The following is an 18161-nucleotide window of genomic DNA, read 5'->3' as shown; positions in this document are numbered from 1 at the left end:
AACCTGTCGCTTCAGTGCCTTGGCGCGCTTGTCCACATGCGTCCCACAGGCTTGTGCGGTCAAAGCTGTGGGGGAAAGTGCAAGGTCGCGCACAGGCCGGCCTGGCTGTGGAAAGCCACGCTGCCGCCGTGCAAGGCCATGACACGCCGCACGATGGATAGACCAAGCCCGCTGCCCGGGCGCAGGCTGCCAGCGCGGTAGAAACGCTCGCCCAGGCGGGCCAGCTGCTCGGCCGGCAGACCCGTGCCGCTATCCTGCACCTGCAACTGCACGCCCTCGCCCCCTTGCAGCACGCGCAGGGTCAGGCTGCCGCCGGCCGGCGTATGGGCGAGTGCGTTGTCGATCAGATTACGTAGCGCGAGGCTCAGCAGCTCGGGCGCGCCACGCACCTGGACGGCCTCGCCTTCCAAGGCCACGTCCACACCGGCCTGCAGCGCACGCGGGCTGGCCTGCACCAGCGCCTCGCGCGCGAGTGCGTGCAGATCGCACATGCCGGCATCTGGCACGGCATCCAGATGATCGAGCCGCGCCAGGGTCAACAGCTGCTCGGTCAGCCGCGTGGCGCGTGCAATGCCCAGTAACGCCTGCTGCAAAGCATGCTGGCGCGCAGCAGGGTCCGGTTCGGCCGCGGCCACTTCCACTTGGGCACGAATCGCTGCCAAGGGGGTGCGCAGCTCGTGCGAGGCATCGGCGGTGAAGCGCCGCTCGCCTTCCAGCGCGGCGTCCACGCGGCGCAGCAGCAGATTGATCTCGCTGACCAGCGCCGCCGCCTCCAGCGGCGTGGCTTCGGCCGCCACCGGGGCCAGATCATCCGGTCGCCGCCCAGCGATCTGGCGCGATAGCTCGGCCAGCGGCGCCAGGCCGCGCCCGATCGCCCACCAGATCAGGCCAACCAACAACAGTAGCGAAAGCAGCCAGGGCACACCCAGGCCAACGGCGAGGCCGGCCGCCAGTTCGTCGCGCTCGTGCAGAGGGCGCGCTACGGCCAGCCAGCGCCCACTGGCCGGCTCCTGCACGCGCAGCACGCGCCAGTTCTCCTCCTGCAGGGCCAGGGTCTGCAGGCGCTGCGGGCGGGCGTCGAAGGGAATCAGTGGCGCGAACTCGCCGCGCAGTAGCAGCTGGCCGTCGCGGCTCCACAGCTGGGCGGCAAACGCGTCATCGCCATCGAAATGCTGAAAACCAGGCGCATCAATGGCCGCCTGCAACTGCGACAGATCGAGCAGGAAGAAGGTCGCAGCCACCTGTTCGAGCTGGTGGTCGAACAGCTCGTCCACTTCCTGCAGCGTGTAGCGATAGGCGAGCAGCGCCACCAGCAGCCAGACTGGCGCCAGCACCGCCAGCAGCAGGACGATCAGGCGCTGGCGCAAGGAGCGGCGGATCATGCCTCGCTCTCGGGCTTAAGCGCGGGCTTGAGCACATAACCGACCCCGCGCAGGGTCTTGATCCATTCGCTGCCCAGCTTCTTGCGCAGATGGTGCACATGCACCTCGATGGCATTGCTCTCCACTTCCTCGCCCCAGCCATACAGCGCATTCTCGATCTGCTCGCGCGACATCGGGCGGCCGGGCTGGGCAATCAGCAGCGCCAGCAGGTCGAACTCGCGCGCCGATAAGTCCAGCGGCTGTTCGGCCAGGGTCACGCTGCGCTGGGCCGGGTTCAGCTGCAGCGCGCCATGGCGGAAGACCGGCTCGCTGCGCCCGGCAGCACGGCGGGTCAGCGCGCGCAGGCGGGCGGCCAGCTCGGCAATCGCAATCGGTTTGATCAGGTAATCGTCGGCCCCGGCATCGAGGCCGGCAATCCGGTCCTCCAGCACATCACGCGCGGTCAGCATCAGCACCGGGGTCGCATCGCGCCGACCACGCAGGCGGCGCAACAGGGTCAGGCCATCCTGGCGCGGCAAGTTCCAGTCCAGCACCACGGCGGCAAAGCTGTTCGCGCTGAGCGCCGCATCGGCCGCCATGCCGTCCTCCACCCAGTCCACGGTAAAGCCGGACTGGGCCAGGCCCGCGCGCAGGCCATCACCCAAGAGGGCATCATCTTCAACAAGTAGGATACGCATAGGCAGGAAGCTAGGTGGAAAAGCGCCGCAGCGCAACGCGCGACGTGAAGAGGGAGAGGTGCTGAGCGTCGACTTGCGCCGCTTCAGCCTCCCTGCCAACGCAGGCCGCCGTGACCATAGGCCCAGGCCGTGGCCTGGTACCAGCTGATCGCATCGGCCAGCAGCTCGGGGTCGGGCGGCGCGGGCTGAGCCGAGCCATCCTGCTCGTTCGGCTTCAGCAGCTGCGCACCGTGGCGGGCATCGAGCTTGACCAGACGCTCGCCGCGTAAAAAGCCGAGGTCCTGGTAGGTGCCGATAAACGCGCGCTCACGCCCCGGCTGCAGATCGAACAGATCGTAGCCGAGGAAGCGGCTGGTATAGCGAAAGCGCAGCAGGCCGAGCAATGTGGGCGCAAGGTCCATCTGGCTCGCCAAGCGGTCGAACTCGGCTGGCGCCACATGCTTGGGCGAATAGATGAGGGCCGGAATATGGTAGCGATTGAGCGGCAGATCGCTCTTGCCCGCACTGGACGCGCAATGGTCGGCCACGATCAGGAACACGGTGTCGTCGAACCAGGGCTTCTGGCGCGCCCGTGCGATGAAATCGCCGATGGCCCAGTCGCTGTACTTGACCCCACCCGCGCGACCGCTGTGCGAGGGGATATCGATGCGGCCATCCGGATAGGTGAAGGGCCGATGGTTGCTGGTGGTCATGATGTGCATGAAGGACGGCTTGCCGGCCTGGTAAGCCGCATCCGCCTCATCCAGCGCCTGGCTGAACAGGTCTTCGTCCGCCACACCCCAGATGTTTTCGTGATGGATGCGCACGGCCGGTATCGCGCTGCGATCGACCACCTGATAGCCATTCGCGCTGAAGAAGGCATTCATATTGTCGAAATAGCCATAGCCGCCATACAGATAACGCGCCGCATAGCCCTTGGACGCAAACACCTGGCCAAGCGAGAACAGGCCGGCATGCTGCGGCCGCTTGACGATGGACTGGCCCGGTGTGGGCGGCACCGACAGCGCCAGCGACTCCAGGCCGCGCACGGTGCGCGTGCCATTCGCATACAGGCGGGTGAACAGGAGGCCCTGGCGGGCCAGGCTATCCAGGTTAGGCGTCAGGCCCTGGGTATTGCCAAAGCGGGCCATGAAGTCGGCCGACAAGCTCTCCACCGAGATCAGCACCACATTCAGATGCTGCTCTGGCTCGGGATAGGCGACCAGGCGGGTCAGGTCATGTGGATTCGTACTGGCCAGGGGCGAGTGCGGCGTGGGCAGCTGACGGCGCAGGCGCGCGAAGGCCTGATCAAGCGGCAGGGTGCGGTAGAAGCTCGGGTAATCGAGCTCATTGTTGTAAGCGGCGGCGAAAAACTCATACACACCATTGCCCGACAGTGCATTCACATAGCGGTTGTCCGACAGCGCCTTCTGGCGCGCATCCACGGTGTAGAAACTCAGCAGCGGCAAGGCACACAGCACCAGCAGCCAGGGCGCGCGGCCACGGTAATGCGAGGGCGCCTGCAGGGATGCCCACCAGGCGTGGCGCAGGGCCAGGCTGATCAACAGCGCCGCGGTAGCAAGGCCCGCCAGAATGGCGCCGACCGGATAAGACTCGCGGATATTGCCGATCACCTCATGGGTGTAGAGCAGGTAATCCACGGCGATGAAGTTGAAGCGGCTGCCAAACTCCTCCCAGAACGTCCATTCCGCCGCTGCGCTGAACAGCAGCAGGAACAGCCATAGCGCAAAGCCGGCCAGCCAGAGCCAACGCAAGGGCGGCCAGCGGTAGAGACGGTCGGGTAGCGCAAACAGCCACAGTGCCAGCGGCAGGAAGAGATAGCTGGCGGCAGCCAGGTCGAAATAGCTGCCGAGCAGGAATATCTGCAGTAGGTGCAGCGGCGTGGGTTCGGCCTGGGCGCCCGTCTTCAGCAAGAGGGCAAGGCGTATCCCCAGCGAGAACAGCCCGAACAGCGCCAGCAGCAGCAGCCAGGGGCCGAAACGATGGGCAAGCCAGCCAGGCAGTCGGCTGCGCTGGCTGCCCGCTTGGGCCGGCAGCGCGTTCAGAATCGATAGCATGGCGAGTCTCAGTCGTGTGGTGCGATATCGTGTGCGGTCGGGGCGCGCTTCTTGCCATGCACCATGGCGCCGATCAGATTGTCACGCTCGCGCCAGCTCTCGAACACGGCGGCCGCCACATGCAGGCCAACCAGTACCAGGAGGCCATTGGCCAGCAGCTCGTGCAGGTCTTCCAGCCATTCCTCGCCCCAGAAGGCATCGGTGCCCATCAACCAGCCGCTCGCCACCAGCGCGAGCAGATTCGCCCACAGGGCCAGCATCATCACGGCGGCGGCCGGATTGTGGCCGAGGTAACGCGGCGCGCGGTCCTGCAGCAGCGCGCGCAGGTAGGCCAGCACCTGGCGCGGACGCGGCCAGAAGCTGCTCAGGCGCGCATAGCGGCTGCCTACCACGCCCCATAGCAGGCGCAGCAGCACCAAGCCCAACACGGTGTAGCCGGCATAGCGATGCCAGGTCTCCCCTTCCTCGTTCAGGAAATTCCCCAGCACCAGCAGCGCCACCAACCAGTGGCTGATCCTGACCAGTGGGTCCCAGACGGCGATGCGTGCAGGCTTGGTATGCATGATTCAGCGCCCCCGCTCAGGACTCGGACTTGCTCTTGACCACGTCCCCGTTCACCGGGTTGAAGTAGATCTCGACCTTCTTGCCGGCCTTGTCGCGGCCATAGATTTCGTAGCAGCTGTCCTCCACCTTGAACTTCTTGATCTGGTAGCCCTCGGCCTTGAGCTTCTCCTGCAGCTTGGCTTCCGGCATCCACTTGGACTTCGGTTCGCTGGTGCAATCGGGCGCGGCCAGGGCGCTCAGGCTGGTGGTCAGGGCGATCAGGGTAAGAACGGCTTTCATGCTGCACTCCTTGGGGTTGAATGACGGAGTGCATTAAAAGCCCGCAGGCTTAAAGCCAGCTTAAGCCGGCCAAGCTGGGCATGGCGCACCAGAACGGATGAGCGCTTGCTCGATTCAACAGCCAATGACTTGCCCAGGTGCCGCGCAAGCGGGTGCGTGTTGAACAGGCTGGCCCGGCGGCCTGAATATGCCGCGTGCCTGTCTCGCCAATTAAACCCCACCCTAAAAGCATTTATGGCCGTGGATAACCTCGGCCCGAACAAGGAAGTCACCATTCGCCGCCAGCAGCAAAATGGCAGCTGGGTGGATATTCCGCTTTATTACCAACGCGCAGCCGGCAGCAATAAGGAAATATGGATTGGTGGGTTAAGCGCGCATGCCAGCCTGCAGCCGGGTGAGAAATTCGCAGTCCGATATAAAGTGAATGGCGTGGAATACTGGGACAATAATAACAATCAGGATTACCGCATTCTCGACCAGGGTCCACTTTTGGGTCGGGGCAAGCAAATCAGCGGTTCCTTATCGGTAGCGGCCGGCCTGAATAATAACAAGATCGCCAATGGCTTGATCCATGTGCGCAATCTTGCCCTGAATAAGGAAGTCAAACTGGTTTACACCACCAATAACTGGGCCAGCGCCACGGTGGTCAATGCCAGTTATGGCGGTACGCCGTTCAGCATCGGCTACGGCAGCCATAGCAATCCCAACCTCAATGGCGCGGAAACCTGGCGGGTGGTGTTTGAATTCCCGGCCAATGTTCAAGGCCAGTACTACCTCGAATACAAGGTGAACGGCCAGAGCTATTACGACAATAACTTCGGCGCCAACTACCCGCTTTACTAAGCGCCCCCCCGCCCCACCGGCCTGCGCGCATCGATCCTGCGCGGGCAGGCCCAGCGCGCCGGCCCCACTTTCCGGCGCGCTGCATAGGGCAGCGAGTGCCGCATGCCCGGCTGGCTAGAGAAGTGGCGCGCAAGCCGCTATGCTCGCAGCAGGCCTTCGTGCCACTCGCCTTGCTGCCCATCGCACCGGCAGCCCAGTCCGCCAAGGAATCCGCATGCCGCTGCCGCCCGATCTGATTGCCGACCTGCATCTATCTGACTTGGCGGCCGAGCCACAATGGCCGTCTGCCCTGGTGGCGGGCGCCGCCCACTATGCCGATGCGCCACTGCGCGCCATGCCCTCCCCCATTGATGGCGCCCTGCTCGGCCATTACGCGCCAGCCACCGCCGGCCTCGTCAACCATGCCGTGGAAGCCGCACACGGCGCCTATCTGAAATGGCGCAGTGTGCCCGCCCCGCTGCGCGGCGAGCTGGTGCGCTGCATCGGCAACAAGATTCGCCAGCGCAAGGCCGCCCTTGCCCAGCTGATTACCCTGGAAACCGGCAAGATCGTCGCCGAGGCCGAGGGAGAGGTGCAGGAATGCATCGATATCTGCGATTTCGCGCTGGGCCTATCGCGCCAGCTGCACGGCCTAACCATGGCCAGCGAGCGCCCGCAGCACCGCATGATGGAACAATGGCTGCCGCTGGGTGCGGTAGGCGTGATCACCGCCTTCAACTTCCCGATGGCGGTGTGGTCATGGAATGCCATGCTGGCCCTGGTCTGCGGCGATGCCGTTGTGTGGAAGCCGAGTGAAAAAACCCCGCTATGCGCGATTGCCCTGCAGCGCGTGGTGGAAGAAAGCGTGGACGAGCTGAGCGAGCGGGTGCCCGCGCATATCTGCCAGCTGATCCTGGGCGAGCAGGCGGCCGGCGAGCGCATGGCCGCCCACCCGCTGCTGCCGCTGCTGTCGGCCACCGGCTCTACCCGTATGGGGCGCAGCGTAGCCCAGCAGGTGGCCGCACGACTAGGGCGCAGCCTGCTTGAGCTGGGCGGCAATAACGCGGCGATTGTGACCCCAAGTGCCGATCTGGAGCTGGCGCTGCGCGCCATCGTGTTTGCCGCCGCCGGCACGGCCGGCCAGCGCTGCACCAGCCTGCGCCGACTCATCGTGCACGACAGCGTGATCGACACCGTGTGTGCGCGCCTCACCCAGGCCTTCGACAGCCTGCCGGTAGGTGACCCGCGAGTGGAAGGTACGCTGGTTGGCCCGCTGATCGACGCCGACAGCTACTGGGCCATGCAGCAGGCACTGCAGGCGGCCGAGCAGCAAGGCGCCGTACGCCTGAGTGGCGGCGGCCGGCTGGAAGACGGCGTGCCGGCCGGTGGCCACTATGTACGCCCTGCCCTCCTGCGCGTGCGCGGCAATTTGCCGGTAGTGCGCGAGGAAACCTTCGCGCCGATTCTATATGTGATGCCATATAGCGAACTGCTCGATGCCATCGACCTGAACAATGGCGTGAGCCAGGGCCTGAGCTCGGCCATCTTCACCGACAGCCTGCGTGAAGCCGAGGCCTTTATCGGCCCGGCCGGTTCGGACTGCGGCATCGTGAACCTGAATATCGGCACCAGCGGCGCCGAGATTGGCGCGGCCTTCGGCGGCGAAAAGGACAGCGGCGGCGGCCGCGAGGCCGGCTCAGATGCGTGGAAGAACTATATGCGCCGGGTCAGCAATACCATCAACTATGGCGACAGCCTGCCGCTGGCCCAGGGCATACGCTTCGGGCAGGGCTGAACGCGAACCGATGCAACCCATCGATCTGTTCAGCCTCGAGCAGCACCAAGGCGACTATGCGAGCTGGCCACTCAGCTCGCTGCTCTTTCACCGCGGCCAGCCCACCGCTACCCACCTGCCCGGCTATGGCTTCGAAGCCCAATACCGCTGCGCGGCCGGTTATTTGCTGATCACCCATGAGGATTGCCCGTTCGAGGAGGCGAATCACTTCCTCTTGCTGGACGAGCATTTCCGCCTGCTGGCGCGTCAAGACCTGGCCCATGCGTATGCCAGCCATCTGCTGCATGCCCACTGGCCAATCTCACCGCGCGCCTTGCGCCTCCACTATTACGGCGACCAGATCATGACCCTGTCCATCGCGCCGCGTCGCTGGCCCTGGGGCAGCCGCTGGCGCCTGGTACTGACTCCCCTTGAGCAGCCCGACTCGGACCCGCTTGCGCAAGCCTCGATCATGGAACTCAATCAGCGCCTGCGCGCGCAGCGCACCGAATACGAAACGTAGCGTCGCGCATGCACTTACCAGATGTGGATAAGTTTTTTGCTACCCAGGCGGCAGCCCTCCCGTTTGGCACTGCGTACGCGCGACCGCAAAGCTGAGCAGCTGGACCGCAATACGTACACCTCACGACTTCACACGCCGCAAAGCGTCTGCCTGCAAGCCTTGGCGGCAATCTTGGCTCGGCGACGGCATGCGTCCAGGCCCGGAATACACACGCGCACCAAACCGTTGGCCATCCGCCAGAGTCGGCTACTCGATTCGCATATCCCAATACGCTTGCATACCAGCGGCATGGCTGATTTCGCCGCCTTGCTGGCGCTGGCGCGCGCTTCCTAACATGGCGCGTCGTGCTGGGCCTGCATGGGTCCGGCACGGCGGAGTGAAGCGTGCCCCGGGCGACCAGCCGGGGCATGAATGACAACAGGCCATGCCGCCCAAGTGGCAGGCCATAAGCCCACAGGGACACCATGAAACACACACTGATCGCCGCCAGCCTTGCGCTGGCCAGCAGCGTCGCGCACGCCTACACGCTGAGTGCCTTGCTACCCGCCAGCAACAATGGCAGCGGCTGGACGGGCAGCAGCGCCCCTACCCAGATCATCAGCGCGCCGAGCGGCACGGCGGGCGAGAACGAATGGTTCTCGCGTTATGCGCTAGGTAATGGCGATGCCGGCTTCAATATCGACGCGAGCCTGCTCGCCCAGCTGAAGCATGCCCCGCTGCAGCAGGACAATGGCGCGGGCCTGATTGCCACCGGCAGCACGGTAAGAGTGAGCTTTCTGGGCACCGGTGCCGCGCGCGATTCCTGGCTCTTCCTCGCCCATGCCGGCAGCACGCCCTTCAATGCAGCCGATTTCTGGGCGCCCATCTATGCAAGCGGTGGCAGCAATCAGCTGGCCGGCTACAACCCGCTCAGCAGCGCGAACACCCTGTTCCAGACCCGCGGCGGCTGCAGCTATGCTCAGGCCAAGGCCGGGAATCAGTGCGCACCGGGTCAGATCGGCCAATCGCGCGAAATCAGCGGCCTGACGGCAGGCGACAGCCTGGTTTTCGGCCTGCAGGCCAGCGTGCTGCACTACCAGGCCGACCGCATCCACTACCCAGATACCCATTATTTCTTCAGCGGCGAGACGATCAACAATATCGACCCGCTGGGCTGGAACGATGGGCGCATCCATACCAAGGCGCTCAAGCTTGGCGTAGGGCGCTATCTGGTCGGCTTCGAGGACAGCTGGGGCGGTGGCGACCAGGACTACAACGACAATCTCTTCCTGTTCGAAGGGGTAAGCGCGAGTGTCGATGCGCCGCCTGCCGGCCAGCTTCCGCTGCCCGGCAGTGCTGGCTTGGCCTTGCTCGGCCTCGGTCTCTTGGGCGGCATCCAGCGGCGGCGCTGAGCGCAACATAAAAAAAGGCCAGCGCAAGCTGGCCACTTTATGTTCACGCCACCGCTCAAGCAGACTTCAGCAAGCCCTGGCAGATCGGCTTTTGCGCATCCTTGGCGGGCAGCTTGGCGCAAATACCGCCCAGCTGGCCCAGGCTGCGCTGCACCACGGCTTGGTGCTGCTTGTCCTGGTTCCAGGCATGCAGCTTGGCCACGATCTTTTCCAGCGAACGCCGGTTACGCTCGTAAAACGCGTTCTGGGTCGCCGCCACCTCGGCCAGCACCGCCAGGGTGGCCTTCTCGATGCGCGCCTCATCCTGCGGCGCCAGCTCGATCAGCGCGCTGATGTAGCTGCTACCCCATTGCAGGCGCGTGGCCGGGCCTTCCGACTTCTGGTAGGCCTGCTCATACCAGTTCAGCGCGGCAGCCTTGTCACCGCGCTTCTTGGCATTGCTGGCCAGCGAGAGCATGAAGTAATACGGCGAATGCGAGCGCTTGAGCTCGGCCTGTAGCAGTGCGTCCGATTCGCCGATCAGGCCGGCCTCGGTCAGCGTATAGGCGGCGGTACTGATCACCGACTGGCGCTCATAGCCATTGCTGGTCTGCTGGTCGGCTTCCGCCACGCGCTCGCGCACCTGCTTGAGCAAGGCCGGCGGCAGCGCTGCGTTGCCGGCCTGTTTGGCCAGGGCGACCTGCGCGGTCACCGCACCGAGGCGGTCGGTGGTGGACAGGCTGCGGTCCACCGCCAGCTGCTGCAGCGCCTTGTTCCAGGCGGCCAGCAGCGGCGCACGCTCGGGCGACTTCGGCGCGGCAAGCAGCGTGGCGATATCGGCGGCGTAATTGACCAGCACATCGAAGTTGGCGCGCGCGAGGCGCGGGTCGGCCAGCACACGCTGCACAGTGGCGAGGCCCGCCGCCTTATCCAGCGCGGGCGGTGTTTCGGCAGTGGCCGCAGCGGCCAGCGCCTTCAGCTGCAGGCGGGCGCCCACCTCGGGTTGCGTCTTGGGCACGGCGGCCGCCAGTTTGAGCAGAGTCTCGGCCAGCTTGCGGTCGGGCACCAGCTGGGCCTCGTCGGTATCCCAGGAATAATCAGCCAACAGGCGCCACTCATCGCCAGCCAGGCTCTTACCATCGCGCAGCGCGGCGGCCAGGGTGGCCTTCACTGGGCGGGCAGCCGACAGGCCCAGGGTCAGGGTCTGCAGATAGCGCTCAGCATCCACTTCGCCCGGCAGGCGGGTCAGCTCGGTGCCGTCCGGCTTGAACAGAATCATGGTCGGATAGCCGCGTACCTTGAACTGGCTACCGAGCTTCTGGGCCCCCGGGCTGTCGCCGTCGATATAGACGGGAATAAAGGCGCGCGAGCGCTCGATGAATTCCTGGCGGTTGAAGATGGTGGCCTTGACCTGATTGCACGGCGGGCACCAGTTGGCGCCCCAGTACAGGAATAGCGGCTTGTTGCTGGACTTGGCCAGCGCAAAGGCGGCGGCCACATCGCCCTTTTGCCAGGCAATACCGGCCACCTCGTGGGTAGCCGTGCTGGCCAGCACCGGGGTGGCCAGCAAGAGAGAAAACGCGATCGCGAAGGTCTTCATGTTTTAGAACCGGATAGGTTGAAACATGCGAACCTTCACACAAAGCAGGCATAAAGCCAAGCCGCCGGCCGGAAAGCGCCTGCGGCTGTGGCATACAGCACGACTAGCCCAGATCCTCGGCCAGACGCACATCCAGCCCCAGGCCGTAATACACCTCGACCAGCTGGGTTTCGTCCACGCTGCGGCTGATCCAGCCCACATAGCTGTCGCTTTCGCTATTCCAGCACCACAGCGTATAGCCGGCATCCTGCAAGGATAAGAATGCGCGACGCAACAGCTGCGGCACGGTGACCGCGGCCAGGAAGTCCTCGTCCTCGCTATCGCCGCCCCAGTCTATGCGCAGCTCTGGCTCGGGCAGCAGGGCCTCGAGCGCTTCGATCAGCTCAGCCTTACCACGCCAGCTGGCCTGAAAACTCGCCTCGCCAACAATGACTTCCTGCAGGGTGTGCATCAGCGCCACCGTGCTGTCGAGCTCGTCTTCGTCCTTTACCGCAAGCTCGGACAGGAAGGTTTCATGCTGCGCCTCGGCGCGCTCGGGGTCGGCCGGGTTGATCAGTTCGAGCAGATGACGCGCCTGCTCGGCCCAGTATTCGATGTCTTGATTGTGCATGGTGAACCGCTTTCGTTTTGGCCTGGCGGCGGCGCCAAGCCCGGCGCGCATTCTAAACCGCGCCGCCCGCTCGCCGCAGCTGGCGTGAGCTATGGTGAAGCTGATTCCACTCTCTGGCCACGCCCATGCCCGAATCCCAGCCCACCGACAGCCGCAGCAGCCTGATCGGCGCAGTCAAAACCTATCTCGGCTTCTTTGTGCTGCTCGCCCTGATCATGGAGTCGGTGCTGGGCGCCGTCGCGCTGAAGACGGTGGGGCAAACCCAGTGGCTGGCCGTGAGCGGCATGCTGGGCGTGCTGGTGCTGCTCATTCTGCTGGTGGGTGCTTTCGCCTACTTCAAGCCGCATGCACTGCTGCAAGATGCACAGCAAGTCAGCCAGCCGGCCGCGAATACCCCGCTACAGGATTTCTGCGCACGGCTAGAGGGATATTGGTGGGAGAACATCAAGCAGGACGAAGTCTCCGCGTTGAGCTTTCTGGAAATCCGCGCCGACCCCAGCAGCGGCACCGTCAAGCTGCAAGGCAAGGCCTACGACAAGCAGGGCCAGTTAGCGGCCAATTGGGAGAGCGTGGCCAGCTGCGTCAACCTGCCTGACCGCAAGCTGTTCTATTACTGGCGTGGCCTACATCCAAGCCGGCCGAATGAACCGTATGAGGGCTTTGGCGAACTGAGCCTGGAATCGGTCGATGGCCGTATCGATAAGGGCAGCGGCTTCTTCTTTGACTGCAAGGTCACCGAGATGGCACTGACCACGCGCAAGTCCTTCATCTTGCAACGTGCCAGCAAGAAGGACTGCACGATCATGCATGGCGATGACGCGGAGGCGGTCACTGCGCTGGTCCGCCAACAACTGGCTTGAGGCGAGTGCGCCTACCTTTCCCACTCACACGCGGCAAAAGCGCATTTCCCACCCAACCCAGGCGCTAACTACTCAGGCGCTGCTGCAAGACGGCCAGAAAATGCTGCAAGCGCGGCGACTTGTCCTGGCTCGCATGGGCCAGCGCCAGCGACAGATGCGCGCCCTCATCCAGAATGGGCAGATAACGTACACCGGGCATCTGCACGCATTCCAGCGGCGAGGGCAGCACGGCAATGCCGAGGCCAGCCGCCACCAGACCGATCTGGGTAGTCGCCTCGCCGGCTTCCTGCACCACGCGCGGGCTAAAGCCGCTGCGCGCACACAGCTGGCGCACCAGCACCGGCAGGCCGGTGCCCACCTCACGCGGATAGCTGATAAAGCCCTCATCGCGCAGCTGCGCGAGCGCCAGCGCCGGCTGTGCGGCCAGCGCATGCTGGGCCGGCAGCACCACGCGCAAGGGGTCGCGGTGGATCTCACGCAGCACGATGCCCTCGGGGGCTTCCAGGCCGGTAAAGCGCACAAAGCCTACGTCCAGGCTGCCGGCCGCCAGTGCCTCGAACTGCTGAGCGGTGAACAGCTCGCGCAGGCTCAGGCGCACCTCTGGCCAGGCCGCGCGGAAGTCGTGCAGCACGGCCGGCAACAGGTTGGTGAAGGGCAAGGACGAGGTGAAACCCAGGCGCAACTCACCCACCTCACCCTGCGCAACCCGGCGCGCCTGCTCGGCCGCCGCCGCCGCGTCAGCCAGAATGCGCCGCGCGCGCACCAGGAAAAGCTGGCCGGCCTCGGTCAGCTGCACGCGGCGTTGATGGCGCTCGAACAGCTGGGCACCGATCTCCTCCTCCAGTGCACGAATCTGCTGACTGAGCGGCGGCTGGCCGATATGCAGGCGCTGGGCGGCGCGGGTGAAATGCAGCTCCTCGGCCACGGCCACGAAATAGCGCAGATGACGCAGCTCCATTGATATTTCCAAAGTATGAATACCAGCAGAAACATATATTGGACTGCCAGTAAGTGCCAGCCCTAGCATGCAGCCATCGTCCTGCTGCGTCTGAAATCCATGTCTGCCGCTACCCTTGCCGCACCCATCCAGCCGTCCCTGAAGCTAAGCACCGCCAGCCCCGCCTTTCGGCGCACAGCCTTCGGCGCCTTTATCGGTGGCTTTGGCACCTTTGCCATGGTCTACAGCCTGCAGCCGCTGATGCCGCAGTTCTCGCAGGCCTTTGCGGTCAGCGCAGCCACGGCCAGCGGGGTGGTCTCGGCCAGCACCGGCATGCTGGCCTTGGGACTGATTCCAGCCAGCCTGCTGGCCGACCGGCTCGGGCGCAAGCCGGTCATGAATGCCGCACTGGCCCTAGGCGCACTGCTGATGCTGCTCAGCGCCTGGGCGCCCGACTTCACTAGCCTGCTCTGGCTGCGCGCCGCCCTGGGCCTGGTACTGGCAGGCCTGCCAGCGGTGGCCATGGCCTATCTGAGCGAAGAGATCGAGCCAGCGGTGCTGGGCCGGGTGATGGGCCTGTATATCGCTGGCAATGCGCTGGGCGGCATGCTGGGGCGCTTTCTGACCGCCCTGCTGGCCGAATGGTTTGCCTGGCCGGTCGCGCTGGCCGCGCTGGGCGGGCTGGGCCTGGTCTGCGCCGGCCTGTTCTGGCACAGCCTGCCCCCATCACGCCATTTCCAGCCGAAGCCAGTCGGCCTGGCCCAGCTATGGCGCGATGCACGCCAGCATTGGCGGGACCCTGGCCTGCCCTGGCTGTTCACCAGCGCCTTTCTGCTGATGGGTTGCTTTGTCAGCCTTTACAACTACCTTGGCTACCGCCTGCATGCCGCGCCCTACTCGCTGAGCTCAGCCCAGCTGGGCCTCGTTTTCCTGCTGTATGTACTGGGCATGGGTGCCTCGGCCTGGGCGGGTCAGCTGGCCGACCGCATCGGGCGGCGCAATGTGCTGTGGTTGATGGTGGCCACCATGGCGGTTGGACTGCTGCTCACCCTGCTCGACCCGCTGCCCCTGATCATCCTGGGCCTCGCCATCGCCACCCTGGGCTTCTTTGGCGCCCATTCGGTGGCCAGCAGCTGGGTGGGCCGACGCGCGCTGCAGGCACGCGCCCTGGCTTCCGCGCTCTACCTGACCGCCTACTACCTGGGCGGCAGCCTGATAGGCTGGCTAAGCGGCCTACTCTGGCCGCTGGCCGGCTGGTCTGGCCTGGTGAGTTTCCTGCTGCTCACACTGCTGGCTTGCCTCGCCATTGCATTGCGGCTGCGGGGCTTGGCGCCATTGGTGCCGGACCGGGTGATGCCAACCTATTCAGCGGCTGGTGTAGCCCCATCTGCGCATTAAGTTCGGAATGTTGGGGGTAGCTCGCTATTGCAAACCCTGTAGCTGCTACTGAAACAAGGCGTGATCCGACTCAATATGAAGACAAACACCAGAGGCACTACCAGAAAGAGCGTGAAACCCAAGCCATAGACCCAGGCAGCCAAGCACAGCCAGCCCGTCAACTCTACAGCGCCCCGACATGGCGGTGAGCGCTGTAGATAACAATCTCTTCTATCGGTGCTTACGTAAGACAGGCGACCTTGAGCACCGCGCTAAATCGGGCGCCAAGTCGCAGGCGATTAGACTTCCAGTGTTTTGATGCATCTTGCTAGCCAGCACCATTCGGCATACACGCGATATATTTGCTCTTAAAATCAGCATGCAACGCCTCACCCTCATCAATCACCATTTTCTGCTGATTAGTCTTTAGATTTTCCTTAGGAATATAAGCAATCTGCCTACTTACAGACATTTCACCATACTGACCGAGAAGCACCTTTATCTTTCTGGACCGCCCCCCAGCACCAGCAGGAAAGCTTGGTTCAGACGGGAGGTGGTCATTAACAGCAGAATGCCAACTCTGATCATCGCCATATTGCCACTCAAGCCAAATGCGCTTACCAATGACGACGGGGATGTATCGCACCTCCGCATAGTCGCACTCCGTAGCAAGACGAGGATTTAATGAGAGCAAATCCCAACCATTAATCTTCACTCGAACAATATCTCTACCAGAATAGTTATATAACTCTACCTGGGTAGCATAGTAGGCTTGCCCCTCTGCCAGCCAATCAATAAAAAGTGCCGTCTCGATGTGATCTTCATATTGATACAATACCGTACCCAATTGCTTTGGCCATAACCACGCACCTTTAGGAGAAACAGACTCACGCCCTCCATCCAAGCGAACAAATGGCTCAATTGCAGAATAATCAATGGCAGGCACCGACAAATGCCCAACTGGCGATCGGGAATCTCCATCTCCAACCTTTATGCTTAGGACATTATCGCCCTTCAGCTGATAACCGTCATACCCTGACAGCCCCAGCCCCTCACTGCGATACTCGCCATGCCACATCACCAAGCGCTTTCCATTCCACTCGTATCGCCAGTCAGTATGCCTATCCACACTAGGAAAATCGTCCCGATAGAGTTTAATAATCTTTATACCGCTGGGCTCAACAGCATAGGAAAGCCTCTCTATGCTCTCTTCATGTCTGCCCTTTAATACATCCAAGATGGGCATTGCAACCACCCCCGCAACCAAACTAGGCAACCATATAAAGCCCCAATAGCTTGCTGCCCGATCAGAGTCGATAAAAGAAAAAGCAATACTTAATACACATGCAGCAACAACCAAAGGCAGATAGAATCTCATCGCATAATAGTAGGGAGCCACACCGCCCAACTTGGAATAAACCTCATACAAGAAAATTACGGTTGAAATTGCCAAACCCCAGCCAATGACACTAGCCAGTCGCATACCGACGCCTGCAGGGCATATTAATTTTGCAATCAACATCAACACTCCCTCTTCACACCCATCTCACCTATTGCAATCCGCCGCCACCTCATACTAGCCAACTCAGCTTTCAAGAGCAGCGAATAAACTATCGCCTTATTCGTGCCAACTTTTTATGCAAGCAATGCAAAATACAATCAAGTAAAGCGTTTCATAGTCTCATAAATTGAATATGAAAAAAGCCCTGTATTACAGGGCTTTTTTCATCACAAGTATCCAACTATTCCCACTCGATCGTCGCCGGCGGCTTGCCGCTCACGTCGTACACGACCCGGTTCAGGCCACGCACTTCGTTGATGATGCGATTCGACACGCGCCCGAGCAGGCTGTAAGGCAGCTCGGCCCAGTGGGCGGTCATGAAATCGCTGGTCACCACGGCGCGCAGGGCCACCACCCATTCATAAGTGCGGCCGTCGCCCATCACGCCCACCGACTTCACCGGCAGGAAGACCGCGAAAGCTTGGCTGGTCAGCTCGTACCAAGTCTTGCCGCTGTGCTCGTCCACGGTGTTGCGCAGCTCTTCGATAAAGATCGCATCGGCGCGTTGCAGCAGTTCGGCGTACTCGGCCTTCACTTCACCGAGGATACGCACCCCAAGGCCTGGACCCGGGAAGGGGTGGCGGTAGACCATCTCGTGCGCGAGGCCCAGCGCCACGCCGAGTTCGCGCACTTCATCCTTAAACAGGTCGCGCAACGGCTCCAGGAGCTTGAGGTTCAGCGTCTCGGGCAGGCCACCGACATTGTGGTGACTCTTGATCGCATGCGCCTTCTTGGTCTTCGCACCGGCCGATTCGATCACGTCCGGGTAGATGGTGCCCTGGGCCAGCCACTTGGCCGCCGGCAGCTTCTTGGCCTCCGCCTGGAAGACCTCGACGAATTCACGGCCGATGATCTTGCGCTTCTGCTCGGGGTCGGTCACGCCAGCCAGATGGCCCATGAACTGCTCGCGCGCATCGACGCGGATCACCTTCACGCCCAGACCGCGCGCGAACATATCCATCACCATATCGCCTTCGTTCAGGCGCAACAGGCCGTGGTCGACGAACACGCAGGTCAGCTTGTCACCGATGGCGCGGTGGATCAGCGCGGCGGCCACGCTCGAATCCACGCCGCCCGACAGGCCAAGGATCACTTCCTCGTCGCCAACTTGCTCACGGATCTTCTGGACAGCCTCTTCGATGTAGTTGGGCATGGTCCAGCTAGGCTGCGCGCCGGCAATGCCGAGTACGAAGCGGTGCAGGATGTCAGTGCCGCGCTTGGTATGAGTGACTTCGGGGTGGAACTGCACGGCGTAGAACTTGCGTGTTTCGTCCGCCATAGCGGCGATCGGGCAGGACGGGGTTTCGGCGATCACGCTGAAACCGGCCGGCATGGCGGTCACCTTGTCGCCGTGGCTCATCCACACGTCCAGCAGGCCATGGCCTTCGGCACTGCTGCGGTCCTGCAGACCATTGAACAGCTGCGAGTGGCCGCGCGCACGGATCTCGGCATAACCGAATTCGCGCTTGGCACCCGCCTCCACCTTGCCGCCCAGGCTTTGCGCCATGAACTGCATGCCGTAGCAGATGCCCAGCACCGGCACACCGAGTTCGAACAGGCCAGCATCGGCCTGGTAGTCGCTCTCGTACACCGAGTTCGGACCACCGGACAGGATGATGGCCTTGGGGCCAAAGGCCTGGATATCGGCCAGCGACATATCGAAGGGATGCAGTTCGCAGTAGACGTGGGCTTCGCGAACGCGGCGGGCAATCAGTTGGGCGACTTGCGAACCGAAGTCGAGGATGAGGATTTTGTCCATGGCGGGCCG

At 63.2% G+C, this 18161-nt stretch carries 16 protein-coding genes; 6 read left to right on the top strand and 10 right to left on the bottom strand.

Annotated elements, in window-relative coordinates; all coding sequences use genetic code 11:
* Positions 1-59 precede the first annotated feature (59 nt).
* From BT173_RS12830 to BT173_RS12810, 5 genes are all read right to left on the bottom strand, one after another.
* Entirely contained in the window at positions 60-1382 is a 1323-nt protein-coding gene (locus BT173_RS12830) for an ATP-binding protein (RefSeq protein WP_072429067.1), read from the bottom strand.
* The gene (locus tag BT173_RS12825) at positions 1379-2059 is read right to left on the bottom strand and encodes a response regulator transcription factor (RefSeq protein ID WP_072429066.1); all 681 of its coding nucleotides are present in this window, start codon (positions 2057-2059) and stop codon (positions 1379-1381) included. Before BT173_RS12825 ends, BT173_RS12830 begins: the two co-directional genes overlap by 4 nt.
* Positions 2060-2142: 83 nt before the next feature.
* On the bottom strand, positions 2143-4116 hold the full coding sequence (locus BT173_RS12820) for an LTA synthase family protein (protein ID WP_072429065.1): 1974 nt from the start codon (positions 4114-4116) through the stop codon (positions 2143-2145).
* 8 nt (positions 4117-4124) lie between these two features.
* A complete protein-coding gene (locus BT173_RS12815) occupies positions 4125-4679 on the bottom strand; it encodes a cytochrome b/b6 domain-containing protein (protein WP_072429064.1) in 555 nt (184 codons plus the stop codon).
* 16 nt (positions 4680-4695) lie between these two features.
* Positions 4696-4959, bottom strand: coding sequence for a PepSY domain-containing protein (locus tag BT173_RS12810; protein WP_072429063.1), 264 nt, complete (start codon positions 4957-4959; stop codon positions 4696-4698).
* 156 nt (positions 4960-5115) lie between these two features.
* Here BT173_RS12810 and BT173_RS12805 point away from each other — a divergent pair, with 156 nt between their 5' ends.
* The 4 genes from BT173_RS12805 to BT173_RS12790 all read left to right on the top strand — a co-directional run bounded on the left by BT173_RS12805 (position 5116) and on the right by BT173_RS12790 (position 9469).
* The gene (locus BT173_RS12805; RefSeq protein WP_139256153.1) at positions 5116-5802 is read left to right on the top strand and encodes a carbohydrate-binding protein; all 687 of its coding nucleotides are present in this window, start codon (positions 5116-5118) and stop codon (positions 5800-5802) included.
* Between the two features lie 214 nt (positions 5803-6016).
* Positions 6017-7576: an L-piperidine-6-carboxylate dehydrogenase gene (gene amaB, locus BT173_RS12800; RefSeq protein WP_084658554.1), complete on the top strand. Its 1560-nt coding sequence runs from the start codon at positions 6017-6019 to the stop codon at positions 7574-7576.
* 10 nt (positions 7577-7586) lie between these two features.
* Positions 7587-8078: a hypothetical protein gene (locus BT173_RS12795; protein WP_072429061.1), complete on the top strand. Its 492-nt coding sequence runs from the start codon at positions 7587-7589 to the stop codon at positions 8076-8078.
* Between the two features lie 464 nt (positions 8079-8542).
* Complete coding sequence (locus BT173_RS12790; RefSeq protein ID WP_139256152.1) at positions 8543-9469, top strand: DUF4114 domain-containing protein; 927 nt, start codon at positions 8543-8545, stop codon at positions 9467-9469.
* Positions 9470-9524: 55 nt separating this feature from the next.
* Here BT173_RS12790 and BT173_RS12785 read toward each other — a convergent pair whose 3' ends face one another.
* Together BT173_RS12785 and BT173_RS12780 are read right to left on the bottom strand one after the other, a co-directional pair.
* The gene (locus BT173_RS12785) at positions 9525-11048 is read right to left on the bottom strand and encodes a thioredoxin family protein (RefSeq protein WP_072429060.1); all 1524 of its coding nucleotides are present in this window, start codon (positions 11046-11048) and stop codon (positions 9525-9527) included.
* A 103-nt stretch (positions 11049-11151) separates the two neighbouring features.
* Positions 11152-11658: a DUF6630 family protein gene (locus BT173_RS12780; protein WP_072429059.1), complete on the bottom strand. Its 507-nt coding sequence runs from the start codon at positions 11656-11658 to the stop codon at positions 11152-11154.
* A 125-nt stretch (positions 11659-11783) separates the two neighbouring features.
* On the opposite strand from BT173_RS12780, the gene BT173_RS12775 reads away from it, so the two are divergent.
* A complete protein-coding gene (locus tag BT173_RS12775; RefSeq protein ID WP_072429058.1) occupies positions 11784-12518 on the top strand; it encodes a hypothetical protein in 735 nt (244 codons plus the stop codon).
* Between the two features lie 64 nt (positions 12519-12582).
* On the opposite strand, the gene BT173_RS12770 is transcribed toward BT173_RS12775, so the two are convergent.
* Positions 12583-13476: a LysR family transcriptional regulator gene (locus BT173_RS12770; RefSeq protein ID WP_072429057.1), complete on the bottom strand. Its 894-nt coding sequence runs from the start codon at positions 13474-13476 to the stop codon at positions 12583-12585.
* A 99-nt stretch (positions 13477-13575) separates the two neighbouring features.
* Between BT173_RS12770 and BT173_RS12765 the strand changes: the two genes are divergently transcribed.
* Complete coding sequence (locus tag BT173_RS12765) at positions 13576-14853, top strand: MFS transporter (RefSeq protein WP_072429056.1); 1278 nt, start codon at positions 13576-13578, stop codon at positions 14851-14853.
* A 307-nt stretch (positions 14854-15160) separates the two neighbouring features.
* On the opposite strand, the gene BT173_RS19365 is transcribed toward BT173_RS12765, so the two are convergent.
* Both BT173_RS19365 and guaA read right to left on the bottom strand, forming a co-directional pair.
* The gene (locus BT173_RS19365) at positions 15161-16354 is read right to left on the bottom strand and encodes a hypothetical protein (protein ID WP_139256151.1); all 1194 of its coding nucleotides are present in this window, start codon (positions 16352-16354) and stop codon (positions 15161-15163) included.
* A 220-nt stretch (positions 16355-16574) separates the two neighbouring features.
* Positions 16575-18152, bottom strand: a complete 1578-nt coding sequence (gene guaA, locus BT173_RS12755) for a glutamine-hydrolyzing GMP synthase (protein WP_072429054.1) — start codon at positions 18150-18152, stop codon at positions 16575-16577.
* Positions 18153-18161: the final 9 nt, after the last annotated feature.

Source organism: Chitinimonas taiwanensis DSM 18899 (assembly GCF_900119825.1).
Lineage (GTDB): Bacteria > Pseudomonadota > Gammaproteobacteria > Burkholderiales > Chitinimonadaceae > Chitinimonas > Chitinimonas taiwanensis.
Note: the sequence above shows the minus strand (reverse complement) of the source record. Positions and strands in the feature narration are given on the sequence as shown.